This is a genomic window from Streptococcus sp. ELY_125 (assembly GCF_058314535.1).
The window spans coordinates 1-19,672 of the sequence record NZ_JBZFUM010000033.1; the positions used below are offsets into that span (position 1 = coordinate 1).

The following is a 19,672-nucleotide window of genomic DNA, read 5'->3' on the forward strand; positions in this document are numbered from 1 at the left end:
ATAATCTGGCTTTTCTTTGTGAAACATGGCCTTACCTCACAAACTGTTTTCTTTTAGTATACTCCTAAACAGAGCAAAAAGCTCTTAGAAATGTAATTCCAAGAGCTTTGTCTTCAGTCTGAAACTCTGGATAATCCAGAGTTTTTAATTTATTTTGCTTCAATCAGCCCATAGTCTCCATCTTCACGCCGATAGATAACATTAGTTGTCCCATCATCGGCATCCGTGTAGATGAAGAAATCATGGCCAAGTAAATCCATTTGTAAAATTGCTTCTTCAGCGTCCATCGGTTTTAAATCAATATTTTTGGTACGTACAATCTTTGCTTCTGGTACTTCTTCTGCTTTTTCAGCTGAAAACTCTGCCGAAAAAACTTCCCCTGTTGCAACTTTTTCACGATGCTTTTTAGCGATCTTTGTTTTATTTTTACGAATTTGTCGTTCAATTTTATCTGACACTAAATCAATTGAACCATAGAGATCCTGCGATACATCTTCTGCACGCAAAGTAATGGAACCTACAGGAATTGTTACTTCTACTTTAGCTGTTTTTTCACGATAAACTTTCAAGTTAATTTTTGCATTTAATTCTTGAGTTTGGTTAAAGTATTTTTCAATTTTAGCTAATTTTGACTCTACATAAGTACGGATAGCTTCTGTGACTTCAATATTTTCACCACGGATACTAAATTTAATCATAGACTACCTCTTTCTTGCGTTAAAACGCTTTCTTCTATTTCATTTTACTATATTTGAAATATTTTGCAAGGTTTTTTAGCGTGCTAATGAAAAGCTTTTAATAGTTTTCACACCCTTTTCACTTAATGCTTCCTTGGCTAGCATTAGTGTTTTTCCGGTAGTATATATATCATCCACCAATAAAATATTTTGAGGCAGTTTGCTCTGTCCCTTGAGAGCAAAAAATTGCGGTGTCTGCAATCTTTCCTTCCGTGACTTTTCAGATTGTCTGGCCCTTTTATTTTCGGTTATTAAAAGTAAATCTTTGTAAGGCAAATTTGCCGCGTCCAACAACCCTTGTACCTGATTAAACCGCCTTTCCTTATAACTCATTTGACTCAGAGGAATTGGCACAAAAATATAGTTTCGATACTTAGCCAATCTTGATCTAAGAATCTCCGAAAAAACCTTTCTTAATAAATAGTCTCCCTGAAATTTATAAGAAGAAAAATAATCTTTCATAGCTTGATTGTATGTAAAAACGGCCTCGTGGCTGACCTGTTTCCCTAAATTTTGCCAATACTGACAGTCTTGACAAATACTATTTTCTCCTGCTTTCCAACATAGCGGACAGTGACAAGAACTGATTTGTTCAAAGCTAGACCAACAAGCCGTACAAAGCCAACTTTTTTCATTTGGTAGTAAAAGTAAATCTGTAAATTTTCTTTTTTCCACCGCATTGTTGCCACATATTAGGCAAAGCATCAGAAGTCACCCCTCTTGTTCATTTTTTTGATTTCTACTATGGATTTTTTCATATGTTTAGTGACACCATCATGATAGAAGACTAATTCACCTGTTGGACGTTCCTTACTTCTACCAACGCGTCCACTCATTTGGATAAGAGAAGAGCTCGTATAAAGTCGATGATTTGCCTTTAGAATAAAGACATCCACCTCTGGAAAAGTAACTCCCCTTTCTAAAATGGTTGTGGCTACCAATATCCTTATGTCTCCATCGCGAAAAGCTTGTACCTGCTTGAGCCGATCGGTTGTTTGACTAGATACAAAGCCGATATTTTCTTTGGGAAAATAGTGTTTAAGCAATTTGGAAACCAGCTCTCCTTCTTGGATAGTGGGATAAAATATCAGGAGCGGATAATAACTTTGTCTTTGCTTTCTAATGTTGGCAAGAAGTTTTTGAGGTAATCGATTTTTAGTCAGCATTTTTTCCAATTCTGACAACCAAACTAATTTAGGAACGACTAAAGGATGAGCGTGAAAGCGTCGACTTAGTTGTAATTTTTTCAATCTCTTTTTCCTGACTTGTTTCTCCAGATTATTTGTCGCCGTCGCAGTTAAAAAAATTCTTGAGCCATTTGGTTTCAAGGCATTCGTCACAGCTTGATAAAGAATTGGATTATCAACGTAAGGAAAAGCATCAACTTCATCAATGATAATTAAATCAAAGGCTTGGTAAAATCTAAAAAGCTGGTGGATCGTTGAAATAAGGAGGGGAGCTCTTTTGTAAGGGGCAGAATCCATGTGGAGCAAGGTAATAGGACAGGAAAAATCTCGGCTAAAGCGCTGATAGAGCTCTTGACAGACATCAATTCTAGGACTGACAAGTGCAACTCCCTGCCCTTGACTTAGGGCCGTAGCAACTACTTGATAAATCATCTCTGTTTTGCCTGATCCTGTAACAGCATGAACCCAGACATTTTCTTTTTTACCAAAAGCAATTACTAGGTTGTCAGAGATTTCTTTTTGCTGAGGAGTCAGTTGACCTTGCCACTCTAGATAGTTTCTTATTGGAAAATCGTTTTGGGGAAAATAACATATTTGATCATTAGTCGTTATACGTCCAAAAATCAAACAGTTACGGCAATAATAAGAATTATCCGGCAGTCGCCAAGCTCTGTGCAAGCGACTTTGACAGCGGCGGCAATAATATTTCCCTGCCTTTTGGTAAGTAGCTGGAATACTGGTTGCTTCTTGCTTTATATCAGCAGGCAGCTGATAACCTAAAAATTGGCGGCCATAGTAATTTTTTAAATACTTCATTTATTTATCTATTCGCAGTTTCAATGAAATATGGTAGAATTTTTTTATGAATTATAAAACTATTGCTAGGGATAATATTATTGAAGATGTCATAAAAAAATCACGCTTTATCTGCCACGTTAAACGTGTCACCAGTGAGAGCGAAGCTAGAGATTATATCGCCCAAATTAAAAGAAAACACTATAAAGCCAGCCATTCTTGCTCAGCAATGATTCTTGGCGAAAAATCTGACATAAAACGATCAAGTGATGATGGTGAACCTAGCGGAACTGCTGGTATACCCATGCTAGGAGTCTTAGAAAAACAAGAGTTGACTAATATTGTTGCCGTTGTTACTCGTTATTTTGGCGGTATTAAACTGGGGGCTGGTGGACTGATTAGAGCTTATGCCGGAATTGTTGCTCATACGATTTCTGAGACTGGGCTAGTCCAAATTAAAGAACAAGAAGGGCTGCAACTTGAATTAAGCTATCCACAGTACCAGACTTTCGCTAATTTCTTAGCCGCTGAAGGTTTACAAGAATTTCATACAAGTTTTTCTGATAAGGTAGAAACCGTACTCTACGTTGACCCTGAAGATCTGGCAGACTGCCTCGCTCATTTGCGGGAATTTTATAGTGGTAAGGTAATCGCTAACAGAGCTGGCAGACAAGTGGTAGAAGTTCCTATAAGTTGATAATGATTGCCTATCAACTTATAAACAATTTGTATTTTACAGATAAACGCTGGAAGTCTATACTAGCCATATACTAAACTTAATGATTTTTAGAGGTGGATTTATGGTAGCAATTTACAACAACATTACTGAGTTGATCGGACGCACCCCGATTCTTAAGTTAAATAATAGTGTACCAGAAGGAGCGGCCGATGTTTATGTAAAGCTGGAATCTTTTAACCCAGGCTCTTCTGTAAAGGATAGAATTGCTCTGGCTATGATTGAAGATGCCGAGCAGCAAGGACTTATCAAGCCTGGTGACACCATCATTGAGCCGACTAGTGGCAATACCGGTATTGGTTTAGCTTGGGTAGGAGCAGCCAAGGGTTATAAAGTTATTATCACTATGCCTGAAACTATGAGCGTTGAGCGTCGGAAAATTATTCAGGCTTATGGCGCTAAGTTGGTCCTGACCCCTGGCAGTCAAGGAATGAAGGGAGCTATTAGCAAGGCACAAGAGATTGCGCAGGAAATTGGCGGTTGGGTTCCCCTTCAATTCAATAATCCAGCTAATCCCGCTATTCATGAGAAAACAACTGGAGCTGAAATTATTGAAGCTTTTCCAGATGGACTAGACGCTTTTGTAGCTGGTGTCGGAACAGGCGGAACAATCTCTGGTGTTTCTCATGCACTTAAAAAGCGCAATCCCAGCATAAAAGTCTACGCAGTAGAAGCCGATGAATCTGCGGTCCTATCCGGTGATAAGCCAGGTCCTCACAAGATTCAGGGGATTTCGGCTGGTTTTATTCCGGAAACTTTAGACACTAATGCTTACGACGAAATTGTTCGTGTGAAGTCCGATGATGCGATTGCTACTGGACGTATTATTGGCGGACAAGAAGGTTTCTTAGCTGGCATTTCTTCTTCTGCCGCTATTTACGCTGCTATTCAGATTGCTAAAGAATTGGGAGCCGGTCAAAAGGTTTTGGCTCTCCTGCCTGATAATGGAGAACGCTACTTATCAACAAGTCTATATGATTTTGATTAAACCATTGATAAGTAAGAACATCAACATTAACGATTATAATTAGGAGCCGGACACATTCTGGCTCCTAATTTTTTAGAGCTCATTGTCAACTGTAGTGGGTGAAATCCCCACTAGGAGTTTATAGAGCCTTTTTAGGCACCTGATTTCCGTAACCCTGCTTGCGATTGGACTGGAAATAAGCGGTACCGCTCCTCATAAATGTCATTATAAAAAAGCGCAGAACAACAATACACATGTACTGAGTACCACGCTTTTTAGCTATTTACTTTAAATACTCTAGCCCTTCTTTAACCCATTGCTCCATATTATCTGCCAACGGCTTGAAACCAATTTTATAGTGACTGTTTGAGAAACGGTGCCGATGGGAAAAGTGGTGCCTTTCTTCCTCCAAGGTTCGCATAGAAAGACTGGCTTTGTGGCTAAATTCATCATAATCAAGAACTTGAACTAAGACTTCTTGCCCCTGTTTGAGGACTTGGTAGATGTTTTCAATAAAGCCTGTCTTTATTTCAGAAATATGAATCAATCCTGTTGTTCCATTTTCTAAATTGACAAAAGCACCGTAGGGCTTAATGCCTGTGACAGTTCCCTTATACTTTTCTCCAATTTTCATTCGTCAAAAACCTCAACCGTTTCGATGACAACATCTTCAAGGGGCCTGTCTTGGGCTCCTGTTTCGACTGCAGCAATCTCATCCAAGACTGCAAACGACGCCTTATCTGCTAACTGACCAAAGACAGTGTGACGACGATCCAAATGAGGAGTCCCTCCAGTTACGTAAGCTTCAGCAATCTTTTCTGGCCAGCCACCCTGCTGTAATTCTTGAGTCGAATAAGGAAAATTCTTATTTTGAACAATAAAGAACTGACTTCCGTTCGTGTTAGGACCTGCGTTGGCCATGGAAAGAGCACCGCGTAAGTTGTAAAGTTCTTCGGAAAATTCATCTTCAAAACGATCGCCATAAATGGATTCACCACCCATACCGGTACCAGTCGGATCACCACCTTGGATCATAAAATCTGGGATAATGCGATGAAAAATAATGCCATCATAATAGCCTTTTTTAGCTAAAGCGATAAAGTTGGCTACCGTTTTAGGGGCCTGTTCTGGAAATAGCTGTAAAACCAAATCACCATGATTGGTTTTTATCGTGGCGACTGGTCCTTCAACATTTTCTAAATCCAATTGTGGAAAGTATAATTCTTTTTCTACCAAACCTAACTCCTCTAAGGCATATAAAATACCATCTTCCTCTACATTTTTTGTTACAAAATCTGCCTTTTCTTTTAATTCAGGGACGGCATTTCCCATTGCTACTTTAAGCCCGGCGTAATCAAAAATTTCCATATCATTAGGACCATCGCCAAAAATTAATAAATTTTCAGGAGTGAGTTCCAGTTTTTCCATGATATGAGCGACACCGGAGGCCTTTGATGTATTATAAAGAACAACATCTGATGAATGAGGGTGCCAAGGTACTAAGCGCAACTTCTCAGCAAGTTCATCAGGCAAAATCAAATCAGAGTTTCTATCTGCAAATGTCCACATATGATAAACATCATTATAACGGTAAAAATTAGGATCTACACGACAGCTTCCATAAACAGGGACTATCGCTTGCTCAATGAGTTCAGAACGTTCTGACACAATTGCTTCATTTCTACCAGCAAAACCGTAGGCGATTCCTTGTTTCTTCGCCCAAGTCACGTAGGCTTCCTTCAGCTCTTCCGGCATAGGATTGTCATAGATAATCCTTTCTTTGTTATCAAGAACGTAGGCGCCATTGATAGTGACAAAGAAATCAGGATTGAGATCTCTGATTTCGGGCACCACACCATACATAGCACGGCCAGAAGCGATACCTGTTATAATTCCTTTATCCTTTAGTCTGCGAAAAACCTTTGCAACAGAGGGCGGCATATAGCCTGTCTCTTTAATCCTTAGTGTATCATCAATATCAAAGAAAACTGCCTTGATTTTTTTCGCACGATACTTTGTTTTAGTATCCATACCTTATCATAGTCTTTCTATTTTTTATTTGAATTAACAGCCACTGGCTGCCTTAGCATTCAGCTAATTTACTGATCACCTTGGTATTATTATAGCATTATTGTTCATCCTGCGGAACAAGGTTGTGTTGAAAAGCGTAAACAACAGCCTGAGTGCGGTCTTCGACATTTAACTTGGATAAGATGTTAGAAACATGTGTTTTGACTGTTTTAAGCGAAATAAAGAGCTCGTCAGCGATAGTCTGATTATCATATCCTTTTGCTAAAAGGCTCAGAACATCGCGTTCACGTGCTGTCAAGTCATCATGTAAATCCGGATGCTGGTCATGGTACTTGATCTTTTTGTCAACCTCAGTTTCAATCGCAACATCCCCTTGTGCGACTTTACGGATACTATTAAGGATTTCGGCTGCGCTGGAAGTCTTAAGCATATAGCCTTTGGCACCTGCTTCAATAACTGGATAAATTTTTTCATTATCCAAATAAGAGGTCAAAACCAAGATTTTAGCCTGCTTCCATTCTTTTAAAATGGCTAATGTTGCCTCTACTCCATCCATCTCAGGCATGACTAAATCCATAACCACGACATCAGGACGTAGAGCTAAAGCCATTTCAACGCCAGTACGACCGTTATCAGCTTCACCTATTACTTCGATATCTGGCTGCATGTTAAAAAAACTTTTCAGACCTAAGCGAACCATTTCATGATCATCTACTAGAATAATTTTAGTTTTCTCTGTCATTTTCGTCCTCATCTTTCTTTTCTTCATCATAATCATCTAAAATTGGCAAACGAATATCCATCGAAACCCCCTTGCCTTTACTGCTAAGCATATTGACCGTCCCAGCTAAATCATCAACCCTGTCTTGAATATTTTTAAGACCATAGCTCAGCTCTCGGCTAGCATCCATATCAAATCCCTGTCCATCATCAATCATTTTGAACTGGACCTCATTATCCACCTGATAGAGATAGACTTCCAAGCGGCTGGCGTGAGCGTGCTTGAGGGTATTAGAAATAAATTCTTGGGCGATTCTAAAGAGATTATCCTCTATGATTTTGGGTAATTGTACTACATCCTTCTTAAAGACAACTTCGATATTGCTTTTATCGCGCAGTTCCTTTAGAAGCATAGAGATTCCTTCCGCTAAAGTGCGATCTTGAAGCTCTGTCGGCCGCAAATGCAAGAGCATAATTCGCAAATCATTCTGAGCACTAATCAGAGTTTGTTCTATTAAAGTTAGTTGTTCTTGCAGCTGCTTAGCATCCAAATGCTCCAAATTCTGGGCTACGCCTGATAGCATCATAGAGGAGGCAAAAAGCTCCTGACTAACAGTATCGTGCAAATCACGAGCAATTCGTTTGCGCTCCTGAGTTACAATAGCTCGGCTGTTAGAAATGTAGGCGTTCTCTGTTTTTTGCAAATTGGCTGTAACTCGGCCCATCTTTTTAGACAGGCGTTCAAGATTCTTTCCTACTTCAGTCTCAGCCTGCTTACCGACAGGCTGATTATTGATAATGCGTCGCAAGCTCTGATTAATATGGCGCTTACTGTTGTCATCAACGACCAGCCAGACTAAAATCAAGAGAAAGCTGACTGAAAACATCAAGAGAATAACAGAAAAAAGAAACTGCTCTAAGACAATCGGATTGGCAAAAACAGCTCGAGTATCGAGATTTAAGCTGTCAAAAATGATAAAGATGATGAATCCAACAGTGACACTAACATATAAAAAGATTAGCAGGAAATCGTTACGTTTCATGAGCGCACCACCTCAACAGAACCTGCAAAAATATTGATAACAACCTTAACTGAGCGCAAAAGTTCCTTATCATCTTCTTGCTTTAATTTGATCGACTGATTGCGCAAGTCATACTCAGGAAATCCTAGATAAGAGACACTGGCATAGATGGCGCTGACATCTAGTTTAACAGCCACATCTCGAGGAACTAGAATTTTAGTAGGGCCGTAGATTTTCCGAATAATAACGACATTATCACGACCCGATACAATGACCTTGGTCAAATCAATGGTATCAGAACCACTAACTCTGATGACATTGATATCATCGAAGGTATAAAAATCCTGACTGATATGACGGCTGGCCCCTAACCATTGGTTGGGAAGCGGCGTTACAGATAAGTTATCCTTTTCAAACTCTAATACGGCATATTGGTTGCGATGCTTGACCTCAGAAAAATGGTTAATGACAGTGTAAGCAACAGCTAATAATACTGCTGCAATGATATATGGATTGAGCATAAATACTAAAAAGAGAAAGAGGGAGCTGACTGTCAGCAAAAAACTGCCACGGTTATCCTTATTATAAAAGAAGAGAACCAATAGAGTCAGTGCTAAAATTAAAATAAAAGCAGTCAAACTATCCGACAAGATGGTCACTAATGCCATTGTTAGTAGGCAGGCCTCGACTAACAAGAAAAATTGAAATTTTTTCATGGTTTCCTTTTGAGAACCCTCCTTTTGGGAGCAAAAGAGGTCTAATTTTCATTTACCTGCTCATTGTATCAAAAATCCCTTGAAATTTCAGCTGCCTTGGCCTTAGCAGTGAATAAGATAGGCCTTAGGACCTAAGAAGGACAAGATATAAAGCAAAGAAATAGCCATCCTATTCCTATTTCAAACACATCCGACTCTTAATACTGGAAGACTTTAAACATCAATTATAACCATTCTTTTAACGGATAATAGCTTGCTAGCAAGATGAAGCGAGAGTGAGCTCCAAAAAAAGATTGAAGCGGCGCTTCAATCCCTTAATATTTATTATTCCCCAGAGCTCTGATCAGCCGTTCCGCTGTCAGAACTACTGTCCGGTTGCTCGGAGCTCGATGTAGAAGAGCTTGACGAACTCGACTCAGAACTTGAGCTTGAATCAGAATCTTGACTGTACCATTCAGAAGTTGAGCTTGAGCCATAGACAGCTACCGTAAATTCAATTTTGTCTTTACCAGAAGGATCGAACTCAGAACCCTCTGTAGGTGTCTGTTCGATAATCGTCCCTTCAGTATAGTAGGCAGTTTCATATTCGGTAATTTCAATCTGTGACTTGGAGACGCCATAGCGTTTGGCTAAATCATCAATGGCATCCTCGTAGTTTTCACCAGTGTAGTCCTTCATTTTGAAACTGCCCTTACCGGTAGATACATAGATATTAACTTTTTGCCCCTCTTTTTTAGATGTCCCAGCTTCAGGTCCAGTTCGAATGACCTGTCCCTCATCTACCGAATCACTTTCCGATTTGATGACCTCTCCGACTTCAAGTCCGGCATCCTCAATAGTTCTCCTAGCTGTAGCTAAGTCCTGTCCAGAAACGTCCGGCACTGTAATCGTAGATGGGTGACGTAGCATGAGAAAGGCAACAATAACAATAATAGCTAATAAAAGTGCAACAGCGATCTTGCCGAACACACCTGCCTTATGCTTACGCTTAGGTTTAACTTTCTTAGGAGCTTCAGGCTGGGCGGTTACTTCCTGTTTTTTGGTTTTGTCTGTCGCTTTCAAAAGTTGTTCCGCAGAAGCGTTGGCGGTGCTGCTGTCGATTTTTGGTAATGTCTTAGTATCCGCTACATCCGAAAAAATTAACTTGGCTTCACGACTGCGATTATAGCTCAAACTAGACATGAGATCACGACTCATTTCATAGGTTGATTTATAGCGGTCATCAAGACGTTTAGCCGTTGCTTTTATAACAACATTTTCCAAGGCCTGGGGAACATCTGGGTTAATTTCCAGAATAGACGGCAAGGGTTTCTGAAAATGCTGAAGGGCAATAGTAACAGCACTGTCACCATCATAAGGAATATGCCCTGTCAGCATTTCAAACAGCATGATCCCCATAGCGTAGATATCAGATTGAACTGTCGCTTTAGAACCACGCGCTTGCTCGGGGGATAGATAATGAACACTTCCCAACATGGAATTGGTCTGAGTCAAGCTGGTCTCCGCAAAGGCTACCGCTATTCCAAAATCTGTAACCTTAACTGTTCCATCCTTAGTAAGGAGGATGTTTTGTGGTTTTAGATCGCGGTGGATAATTCCTTTTTCGTGCGCTAATGTCATGGCTGACAGTACTTCTTCCATGATACGCACGACTTCGCTATTGGATAAAGGGGCATTATCTTGAATATAGTGTTTTAGGTCTGAACCATCCACATACTCCATTACAAGGAACTGCTGGCCATCTTCTTCACCGATGTCCCTGATTGAAACGATATTAGTATGGCTGAGCTCTGCCATGGCTCTGGCTTCCCGCTGAAAACGGGTAACCGCAACCTGATCGGTTTGATAGTTGGTTCGAAGTACCTTGATGGCTACTTCTTCTCCCTCTAAAATCAAATCATTAGCCAGATATACATCCGCCATACCGCCTCGTCCTATGGACTTAAGAATACGATAGCGACCAGCAAATAGTTTGCCAATCTGAATCATGATGCTGCCTCACCTTCTACGTGTAGCAGTCCCACGGTAATATTATCTAGGCCACCAGCTTTATTAGCTTCGGCGACAAGCTGCTCAGCTTTGTCAGAAAGATTCCCATCATCAGCCAACAGGATATTAACGATGGTTTCACTAGAAATCATATTAGTCAGACCATCGCTATTCATCAGGATGAAATCGCCAGCTTCCAGCTGTTGTACACCCAAGTCTAACTCAATTGGGCTTTGTTGACCAATTGATTGCGTGATGATATTGCGCTGGGGATGGGTAGCCGCTTCCTCTTCGGTAATCTGACCAGCTCTCAGCAATTCATTGACTAAGGAATGATCCGTTGTCAATTGTTGGTACTGGCCATTTCTGATAAGACCGATACGAGAATCCCCCAGATGGGCGTATAGGGCAGCATTATCAACAACAGCGACAGCCTCAATAGTTGTTCCCATGCTGCGGTACGATTCCTCTTTGCCCAGCTCGTGAATCTTTTTATTTTCCTTTTCAATGATATCAATCATCCAGTCACGGATTTGGCTAAGATCGGTGAAGTCTAACGCTTCCCACGCCTTACCTAAATCGGTTACCGTCAACTCGCTCGCGATATTACCAGCACGATGTCCTCCCATACCGTCCGCTAAGATGATAAGGGGAATATCTGCCTGATTGTAATATTGATTGATGAAATCCTGATTATCAGAACGTTTCTGTCCGATATCAGTCCGTAAAGCAATTTCCATGAATTGTTTAACTGTCCTTTCACGCTAATACATACGCTTCACTTGAGCAATAAAGAATCCATCGGTCTGATGGCTCTCAGGAGTAATGCACATAAAACCATCCTCCACAATATCTGTCTGCTCATGTTCCAGTTTTACCTGTTCAAAATTAGGATGGGTATCTAAGAAAGCTCGAATAACTTCTTGATTTTCTTCCTGAAAAATAGTGCAGGTACTGTAGGTTATTATACCATTTTTACGCAGGGTTTGACAAACACTGTCTAAGATCTCTAGCTGTATGGTTTGCAGCTGTTCAAAGTCCTGAATGTCCTTATTATATTTGATGTCGGGTTTACGCCGGATCAAACCGATTCCCGAACAGGGGGCATCAACCAAAATTTTGTCAAAACTATCAGGAGCAAACTGCTGGTGGACTAAACGGGCATCCAGTCTTTGCGTATCAATTTTATCAGCTAGGCGGAGACGCCGAGCATTCTCTTTCACCAAATCTAATTTATGATCATAGAGATCTAAGGCAGTGATGTGTCCTGTCGTTAAGTAGGCTGCCATATGGGTAGTCTTTCCGCCGGGAGCAGCACAAGCATCAAGAATTTCTTCTGTCCCTTGAATTTTTAAGGTTGGTGCAACCAGCTGACTGGATTCGTCTTGAATGGTGATATCCCCGTTTTTAAAATACTCTGTTCCTGCAAAGTAGCCCGACTCTTTTACCAGACCAAATGGAGATAATTTAGAGATGTTAGCACCTGTTGAAACCCTAATTTCGTCGAATTTCAGCGGATTCGTCACTCGAACGCTGGCTTTATTACGAATAAAAAGACTTTGGAAGATTTTTCTTGCACGTTTCTCACCATATTGGTCAATTATTTTTTTAACCAGCCAGACAGGTAGGGAATATTCAATCGAATAGCGCTTATTCTTACGCTTAATATCTGCTGGTTTTGGCAAGGAATCTTGCGATAATCTACGCAAGACAGCATTAACCAACTTATCTGCTCCCTTATGGCTACGTTTCTTAGCTAATTTTACTGCCTCATTCACGATAGCATGCCGAGGCAGCCTATCTAAATAGAGCAACTGGTAAAGACTAAGCATAAGTAGAATATAAACCCATGACTCCAGCTTGTTTCGATCATCAACAACATGAGACAAATGCCATTCCAATGTAATCTTTCGTGCAACTGTCCCGTAGACAATCTCAGTAGCCAATCCCTTGTCTTGATCGGATAAAGGTGTAGATGACAGCACCCTGTTGAGGGCGACATTGGAATAGGCTCCCTGATTGAACACCTCCTCCAATACCTGCAAAGCAGCGCTGCGGGCTGTCCCTCGAAACTTAGTCACCAAAATAATCACCTACTTCAAGCTGACGTCCAACACCATTAAGAAAATCCCTTACAGACATTTTAGGTTTACCAGCTGGTTGAACTGTTTTGAGCGACAGAGCCCCCTGACCAGCGGCAACCACCAAAGTCTTTTTGGTTTTTTCAATAATTTCTCCTGGCTGCCCTTGACCAGTTACCGATTGAGCTTCGTGGATTTTAAAACGCTGACCCTTGAGCAAGGTATGGGCAATCGGCCAAGGATACATACCACGCACTTGGTTAAAAAGCATCCGAGAAGACTTAGTCCAATCCAGCCGTTCTTCCTCAGGCTGAATATTGGGGGAAAAAGTTACCTGAGTGTTATCTTGAGGTTGAGGTTTAATTGTACCATTCAGGTAATTCGGTAAGGTCTCCAACAATAAATCGCGCCCTAGCACGGCTAACTTATCAAAGAGGGTTCCTACATTATCACGATCTGTAATAGGCAGGCTGTCCTGACTAATCATATCGCCAGCATCCATCTCCTTAACCATTTCCATGATGGTTACACCCGCTCTCTCATCACCGTTAATAAGGGCATAGTGGATAGGGGCGCCGCCGCGATACTTAGGCAAAAGAGACGCATGAACGTTAACCGCAAAGCCAACCTTATCTAGGAGCTTGGTCGGCAAAAATTGACCGAAAGCGGCCGTCACAATTCCATCGGCACCAAGATCCATCAGCTGCTCCAATTCCTTTGATCCTGACAACTTTTCAGGCTGATAAATAGGTAAACCATAGGCTAAAGCAATCTCTTTGACTGGTGTCAAATGGATTTCTTTTTTACGGCCGACAGCTCGATCAGGCTGAGTTACAACTGCTAAAATCTCGTAATTTTCACTGGCTAATAAGCCTTTGAGGACTGTCGCCGAAAAGTCGGGGGTTCCCATAAAAATTATTTTTGTCATCTATTTACCACGATTGCTCAAAACTCAGAGCAATCTTTCCTTTACTTAAATTTCACAACAAGCTTCCAGTCTTAGACAAAACTTTGCGGCTCATGATCAATGATCAGACGTAAATCCTTATTGTCTTTTTCTTGCGTCAAATCTAAAATCTGATTAAGCACCGTTTCTAATCTGTCTTCAAACCGATACTTGATAATAATTTGATAATGATAGAGGTTGTGGGTACGAGCAATAGGCTTAGGTGTTGGCCCCAAGATTTTTATCTTGTTGCTCAGCTGCTTCTTAAGCAGGTTAACAACTTCAAAGGACTTCTGGATAACCTTCTCTTCATTTTTATGAGACAGGGTTAAACCGACAGTATAGTAATAAGGCGGATAGGCTAATTGCCTGCGAACTGCCATTTCATAGGTATAAAAGGCTTCATAATCCTGTTGTTGAGCCAGCTGAATAGCGTAATTATTAGGATTATAGGTTTGAATCAGGACTTCGCCAGCTTTTTCTGCCCGACCAGCTCGTCCCGCTACTTGGGTCAGGAGCTGAAAGGTTCTTTCAGCTGAACGAAAATCTGGAAGATTCAAGGACGTATCTGCATTGAGTACTCCCACTAGGGTAACATTAGGAAAGTCTAGCCCCTTGGCGATCATTTGGGTTCCCAGCAAAATATCTGCCTCCCCTCGACCAAAAGACTCTAAAATCTTTTCATGCGCACCTTTTTTCCTAGTTGTATCGACATCCATGCGAATAATACGGGCTTCTGGTAGTATTTCCTGAAGCTCGTCGAAGGCTTTCTGCGTACCTGTTCCATAGTAACGAATACTGGAGCTGCTGCAATTTGGACAGGTGTGAGGGATTCCCTTTTGAAAGCCACAGTAGTGGCAATTCATTGTCTTAGTATCCATGTGCAGGGTCAGAGAAATATCACAATTAGGACAATCATCGACATAGCCGCACTCTCGGCACATAATAAAACTTGAGAATCCGCGGCGGTTAAGCATGAGGACAATCTGTTCTTTTTTGTCCAAGCGATCCCTGATTTTATCCAATAGAAGCGGGGTGAAATTGCTAACTTCTTGCTTACCTAGATAATCCCTAAAATCAATAATCTCGACCTTGGGAACTTTTGCTAAAGGATTAGCCCGCTGGGTTAAACGAATAAAATGATAGACCTCACGGCTAGCACGCGCCCGACTCTCAATGCTAGGAGTAGCAGACCCCATGACCAAGACAGCCTTATGATAGCGGGCACGCAGGAGTGCTACATCTCGAGCGTGATAGCGAGGATTAGATTCCTGTTTGTAGGTTGCCTCATGCTCCTCATCAATGATAATCGCTCCGATATTAGTCAGCGGACTGAAAATGGCCGAACGGGCACCGACTACAACCTTAGCCTGACCCGATTTAATCTTGCGCCACTCATCGTATTTTTCTCCATCTGACAGTCCCGAATGCATGATTGCAACCTGCTCACCAAAACGTGAGATAAAGCGGTTAGTCATCTGGGGGGTCAGAGAAATTTCAGGCACTAGGACAATAGCCGTTTTTCCTATCTTCAGGACATGATCAATAATGTGGAGGTAGACTTCTGTTTTTCCAGAACCGGTAATCCCCTCCAGCAGGTAAGGCTTATTATCTCGTCCTATGTCAGCTGTAATGCTCTCAACAGCATAGGCCTGCTCGGCATTAAGCTTTAGAAAGTCGCTCTTTTCAACATGAGCAAAATAGGACTGACTGCGGTTCACCTCAACCTCCTCAATTGCGAGTGCACCAGCGTCCCTAAAAAAGTTAATTTGATCACGCGAAAACTGTTTCTGTAAGTCAGAAAGTAAGGCTGAGCTCGGGTGAGTCAGTAAAAAATTCTTAAGCTCTTGGCGTTTTTTAGCTCTCTTGGCAATCTCCAACTCTTTAAGCTTATCAAAGACAGGACGATAGTATTTCACTGTCTTTAGAGTTTTTTTATCCTTAGCAGAATAACGAATCCTAATCTGCCCTGCCCTAACCAACCTAGTCACCTGACCTTCTAAACTGCTATCCAAAGCAGAATAATAAATTTGATCTTGCTTACCAAAAATAAGCTCTCTATCCAAATCAGACAAGGCATCAGTTGCCTCCAAAATACGGTCATAGTCAGAATTGAGGAGACTCGGAATCATAGATTTGAGAATAGAAATTTTGTAGGAAAAAACAGTATGACGCATGTAATCCGCCAATTCTAGCTGCTCTTGGTTGAGAACTGGTTCAAAATCCAAGACAGCTACTAATTTTTTCAAATCTTGAGGATCGCCTTCATCAAATCCAACAACAAAACCTTGCAGGAGACGATTGCTCCTACCAAAGGGAACATGCACCCGACTGCCTAGGCTGACCAGGTCTGTCAGTTCGGCTGGGATTTGATAGGAAAAAGGTTTATCCGTCTGCATCAAAGGTATATCAACAATGACCTTGGCTATCTTTTCCATACTGCCCCTCCTTTAGAATGCTTGACAACAGCTGAAAAAATTAAGGAAGCTGAGATTACCAAATCCCAGCTCGTGCTTTTTCTTTGATTATCTGGCAAAATCTTAAATCTTTTCACCTTCTTCTTCTTTTTCCTTAGCAATTTGTTCTTTAATCTTACGTTCTTCTTCTTCCTTAGCCCGACGCTCGGCTTCTGCACGTGCAATAACAGCAGCACGTTTGGCAGCAGGATCTGGATGAATCGTCACTTTGCCAGCTTCAATTTCTTCTAAAGCCTGCAAGGTTGCTTTAACAGATTTAAAGCCTTGAGTAGGCTTGGCTCCTTCTTCTAGTTCATGAGCACGTTTGGCCTGTAAAATGCAGAGAGAATATTTTGAAGGAATCTTATCCAAAAGGGTATCAATAGAAGGTTTTAACATCATAAAGCAGTATCTCTTTTCTAACTTAAATATCTTGAATCATCTTATTATAGCGGCCAATAACCCGATCGACGCGACAGTGCTCCGCTTCAATAATACGTTTGACACGTTCTGCTGCTGCAGGTACTTCATCATTGACCACTGCGTAGTCGTACTCACGCATAAGGGCAATTTCCTCTTTGGCCCGTTCAATACGCTGAGCAATAATTGTGTCGCTATCTGTTCCGCGACCAACCAAACGATCTTTTAGTTCCTCTAAATCAGGCGGTGTCAGAAATATAAAAACCCCGTCTGGTACTTTTTTCTTAACTTGGAGCGCTCCTTGAACCTCAATTTCCAGAAAAACGTCAATGCCTTTATCTAGCGTTTCATTAACATAGGTTAGGGGAGTACCATAGTAATTGCCGACATATTCAGCGTACTCCAGCATCTGTCCTTGGCGAATCAACTCTTCAAACTCTTCACGGGTTCGGAAAAAATAATCAACACCATCCTGTTCTCCAGAGCGTTGAGCACGGGTCGTCATCGAGACCGAATATTCAAATTTATGGTCTGGCGTTGAAAATATTTCCTGACGAACCGTTCCCTTGCCGACCCCAGAAGGTCCAGAGAAAACAATCAACAATCCACGTTCGGACATAGCAGGCTCCTTATCGTAAACTATCAAGGACATTCAACCAACAACAGAATCCGCTACTTTCACTTGATAAAACTATCAGTCAAAAGTCGTATCACTCCGCATACGTTCGTCCCGATTCTCATGCTTAAGTTTAACAAAAATAGAGGCTTTTATCAAGAGGGGTATCATAAGTTTACCTGTTAACAACTGAACCAACTTTCCTCTCAAGAGCTAAGAATTTTTTATAAAAAGCTACCCACAAACCCAGCTAATTATAGTATAATGGTAAGGTGTGCCTTGGAGCAAATTATCACTATGAGGAGGGGTTCTTATGGAACAAATGTTTCTTTCTGCCAATAATCAACTCAACGAAATAGAAACATTCGAGCCTGGGGCTTGGATCAATCTTGTGAACCCTTCCCAGGAAGAATCTGTCAAACTTGCTGAGCAGTTCAGTATTGACATTACCGACCTAAGAGCACCCCTAGATGCCGAAGAAAGTTCGCGGATCAGTGTTGAGGATAACTACACCCTGATTATCGTTGATGTGCCAACTCAAGAAGATCGCAATGGCAAGAGCTATTATGTGACCATCCCTTTAGGTATTATCGTCACAAACCAAGTCGTTATTACTACTTGTTTGGAACCATTGATCCTTTTTGATAATTTTCTCAATCGACGAGTACGAGGCTTCTACACTTTTATGAAGACACGATTTGTCTTTCAACTTCTCTATCGCAATGCTGAGCTCTTTCTAACTGCTCTGCGCTCGATCGACCGCCAAAGCGATCGTATCGAAGCTCAACTAGAGGATGCAACCAGAAATGAGCAGCTTATTGATATGATGGAGTTGGAGAAGTCTATTATTTACCTAAAGGCTTCGTTGAAAATCAATGAACGTATTGTCAAAAAGCTGACAGGCAACGCCTCCAGCTTGAAAAAATATATCGACGATGAAGATTTACTAGAGGATACCTTGATTGAAACACAACAGGCCATCGAGATGGCCAGCATCTATGAAAATGTCCTCAATGTCATGACTGAAACATCAGCATCTATTATTTCTAACAACCAGAATTCTATTATGAAGACACTGGCGCTAATGACCATGGCCTTAGATATCCCAACTGTCGTCTTCTCGGCTTATGGGATGAATTTTAAAAACAACTGGTTGCCTTTAAATGGTCTGCCACACGCTTTCTGGTTTATTGTTTTTATTGCTTCAGTCATGAGTTTGACTGTCGTTATCTATTTCATTCGTAAGCGCTGGTTCTAATTTCAAATATTTCAAAACTTATCAAAACAGGAGACTACCACCCTATGGATTTACAGGAATTGACCAAAAAAAATCGGGAATTTATTACGATTGCCAGCCATCAACTTCAAAAGGATGGCAAAAGTCAAGAAGAGATTGAGGCTATCTTGACCGATGTCCTTCCAACTATTATTGAAAATCAAAAAGAAGGACATACAGCCCGTTCTCTCTTTGGAGCGCCTACTATCTGGGCTAAAACATTTACAGAGTCCAGCTCTACCCAAGCTAACCAAGCGCAGAGGGATGATACAAATAAGAATCCTTGGCTGATGTGGCTGGATAGCAGTCTGATGCTTCTAGGATTTTTCGGTCTTATCTATGGTCTCACATCTCTTGCTAACAAACATTACTACCAGCAAGGTTATGGTATTGTGACCACTATTGTTACTGCCCTGACTGGCGGTGCTGCTCTTTATGCTCTTTATCACTTTGTTTACCGATATGCAGGAAAGCCTAAAAGCGAGCGGCCTAGTCTATGGAGATCCCTAATTTATATGGCTGTCTTTACGCTGATTTGGATTGGTTTTGTTGGAGCTACAGCCTTGATTCCTAAGGCATTAAATCCTGTTCTCCCTGGACTTGTTATGATTGTTATCAGCGGACTTAGTTTCGCTCTTAAATACTTCCTTAAGAAGCAATATAATATCCAAAGTGCCTTGGCAACTCAGAAGCCCTAGTCCTGCTCAAAAATAAAATCTTAGAAATCTCAGTCTGCATAAGCCTGGGATTTTTTTCTCAATGAGATGAATAAGGGCGCTTATTTGTCTTCCTGTTTCACACAAAAGAGAATACTCTTATTCTTCTGTTTTTAAGCGTATAAATAGGTTACACTAAACTAGACAGAAATGATAAAGTGTTCTACACTAAAGAAAATAGGAGAACAGATATGTCTAGAAAAATTCGCCGTCATTTCACAGATGACTTTAAACAACAAATCGTTGACCTTCACAAGGCAG

At 41.1% G+C, this 19,672-nt stretch carries 19 protein-coding genes; 4 read left to right on the forward strand and 15 right to left on the reverse strand.

Annotated elements, in window-relative coordinates; all coding sequences use genetic code 11:
* Positions 1-149 precede the first annotated feature (149 nt).
* The 3 genes from hpf to AC4HAL_RS10525 all read right to left on the reverse strand — a co-directional run bounded on the left by hpf (position 150) and on the right by AC4HAL_RS10525 (position 2,740).
* The gene (gene hpf / locus AC4HAL_RS10515) at positions 150-698 is read right to left on the reverse strand and encodes a ribosome hibernation-promoting factor, HPF/YfiA family (protein WP_447452640.1); all 549 of its coding nucleotides are present in this window, start codon (positions 696-698) and stop codon (positions 150-152) included.
* Between the two features lie 75 nt (positions 699-773).
* Positions 774-1,442 (reverse strand): ComFC family protein, encoded by a 669-nt coding sequence (locus AC4HAL_RS10520; protein ID WP_491094124.1) that lies wholly within the window; start codon positions 1,440-1,442, stop codon positions 774-776.
* Positions 1,442-2,740: an ATP-dependent helicase ComFA gene (locus tag AC4HAL_RS10525; RefSeq protein ID WP_491094125.1), complete on the reverse strand. Its 1,299-nt coding sequence runs from the start codon at positions 2,738-2,740 to the stop codon at positions 1,442-1,444. The genes AC4HAL_RS10520 and AC4HAL_RS10525 overlap by 1 nt, the downstream gene beginning before the upstream one ends.
* 46 nt (positions 2,741-2,786) lie before the next feature.
* Here AC4HAL_RS10525 and AC4HAL_RS10530 point away from each other — a divergent pair, with 46 nt between their 5' ends.
* Positions 2,787-3,416 carry a YigZ family protein gene (locus AC4HAL_RS10530; protein ID WP_447452643.1) on the forward strand — a complete coding sequence of 210 codons (630 nt, stop codon included), beginning with the start codon at positions 2,787-2,789 and terminating at the stop codon, positions 3,414-3,416.
* A gap of 103 nt (positions 3,417-3,519) precedes the next feature.
* Positions 3,520-4,443: a cysteine synthase A gene (gene cysK, locus AC4HAL_RS10535; protein WP_491094126.1), complete on the forward strand. Its 924-nt coding sequence runs from the start codon at positions 3,520-3,522 to the stop codon at positions 4,441-4,443.
* Positions 4,444-4,705: 262 nt separating this feature from the next.
* Here cysK and AC4HAL_RS10540 read toward each other — a convergent pair whose 3' ends face one another.
* The 12 genes from AC4HAL_RS10540 to gmk form a co-directional block, all read right to left on the reverse strand.
* A complete protein-coding gene (locus AC4HAL_RS10540; protein ID WP_491094127.1) occupies positions 4,706-5,056 on the reverse strand; it encodes a S1 RNA-binding domain-containing protein in 351 nt (116 codons plus the stop codon).
* A complete protein-coding gene (locus AC4HAL_RS10545; protein ID WP_491094128.1) occupies positions 5,053-6,453 on the reverse strand; it encodes a bifunctional Cof-type HAD-IIB family hydrolase/peptidylprolyl isomerase in 1,401 nt (466 codons plus the stop codon). Before AC4HAL_RS10545 ends, AC4HAL_RS10540 begins: the two co-directional genes overlap by 4 nt.
* Positions 6,454-6,550: 97 nt before the next feature.
* A complete protein-coding gene (locus AC4HAL_RS10550; protein ID WP_491094129.1) occupies positions 6,551-7,195 on the reverse strand; it encodes a response regulator transcription factor in 645 nt (214 codons plus the stop codon).
* Positions 7,179-8,216: an envelope stress sensor histidine kinase LiaS gene (locus AC4HAL_RS10555; protein WP_447452648.1), complete on the reverse strand. Its 1,038-nt coding sequence runs from the start codon at positions 8,214-8,216 to the stop codon at positions 7,179-7,181. The genes AC4HAL_RS10550 and AC4HAL_RS10555 overlap by 17 nt, the downstream gene beginning before the upstream one ends.
* Positions 8,213-8,911, reverse strand: coding sequence for a cell wall-active antibiotics response protein LiaF (gene liaF / locus AC4HAL_RS10560; RefSeq protein ID WP_447452649.1), 699 nt, complete (start codon positions 8,909-8,911; stop codon positions 8,213-8,215). Before liaF ends, AC4HAL_RS10555 begins: the two co-directional genes overlap by 4 nt.
* A gap of 324 nt (positions 8,912-9,235) precedes the next feature.
* Positions 9,236-10,900, reverse strand: a complete 1,665-nt coding sequence (pknB, locus tag AC4HAL_RS10565) for a Stk1 family PASTA domain-containing Ser/Thr kinase (RefSeq protein ID WP_491094130.1) — start codon at positions 10,898-10,900, stop codon at positions 9,236-9,238.
* Complete coding sequence (locus AC4HAL_RS10570; protein ID WP_447452651.1) at positions 10,897-11,640, reverse strand: Stp1/IreP family PP2C-type Ser/Thr phosphatase; 744 nt, start codon at positions 11,638-11,640, stop codon at positions 10,897-10,899. Before AC4HAL_RS10570 ends, pknB begins: the two co-directional genes overlap by 4 nt.
* 24 nt (positions 11,641-11,664) lie before the next feature.
* Positions 11,665-12,990 (reverse strand): 16S rRNA (cytosine(967)-C(5))-methyltransferase RsmB, encoded by a 1,326-nt coding sequence (gene rsmB / locus AC4HAL_RS10575; protein WP_491094136.1) that lies wholly within the window; start codon positions 12,988-12,990, stop codon positions 11,665-11,667.
* The gene (gene fmt / locus AC4HAL_RS10580; protein ID WP_491094131.1) at positions 12,974-13,909 is read right to left on the reverse strand and encodes a methionyl-tRNA formyltransferase; all 936 of its coding nucleotides are present in this window, start codon (positions 13,907-13,909) and stop codon (positions 12,974-12,976) included. The genes rsmB and fmt overlap by 17 nt, the downstream gene beginning before the upstream one ends.
* A gap of 71 nt (positions 13,910-13,980) precedes the next feature.
* Positions 13,981-16,365 carry a primosomal protein N' gene (locus tag AC4HAL_RS10585; protein WP_491094132.1) on the reverse strand — a complete coding sequence of 795 codons (2,385 nt, stop codon included), beginning with the start codon at positions 16,363-16,365 and terminating at the stop codon, positions 13,981-13,983.
* A 102-nt stretch (positions 16,366-16,467) separates the two neighbouring features.
* Positions 16,468-16,785 carry a DNA-directed RNA polymerase subunit omega gene (rpoZ, locus tag AC4HAL_RS10590; protein WP_491094133.1) on the reverse strand — a complete coding sequence of 106 codons (318 nt, stop codon included), beginning with the start codon at positions 16,783-16,785 and terminating at the stop codon, positions 16,468-16,470.
* A 22-nt stretch (positions 16,786-16,807) separates the two neighbouring features.
* Positions 16,808-17,422, reverse strand: coding sequence for a guanylate kinase (gmk, locus tag AC4HAL_RS10595; protein WP_491094134.1), 615 nt, complete (start codon positions 17,420-17,422; stop codon positions 16,808-16,810).
* 310 nt (positions 17,423-17,732) lie between these two features.
* On the opposite strand from gmk, the gene AC4HAL_RS10600 reads away from it, so the two are divergent.
* Positions 17,733-18,677 (forward strand): magnesium transporter CorA family protein, encoded by a 945-nt coding sequence (locus tag AC4HAL_RS10600; RefSeq protein WP_447452656.1) that lies wholly within the window; start codon positions 17,733-17,735, stop codon positions 18,675-18,677.
* A 44-nt stretch (positions 18,678-18,721) separates the two neighbouring features.
* On the forward strand, positions 18,722-19,393 hold the full coding sequence (locus tag AC4HAL_RS10605; RefSeq protein WP_491094135.1) for a DUF1129 domain-containing protein: 672 nt from the start codon (positions 18,722-18,724) through the stop codon (positions 19,391-19,393).
* Positions 19,394-19,672 lie beyond the last annotated feature (279 nt).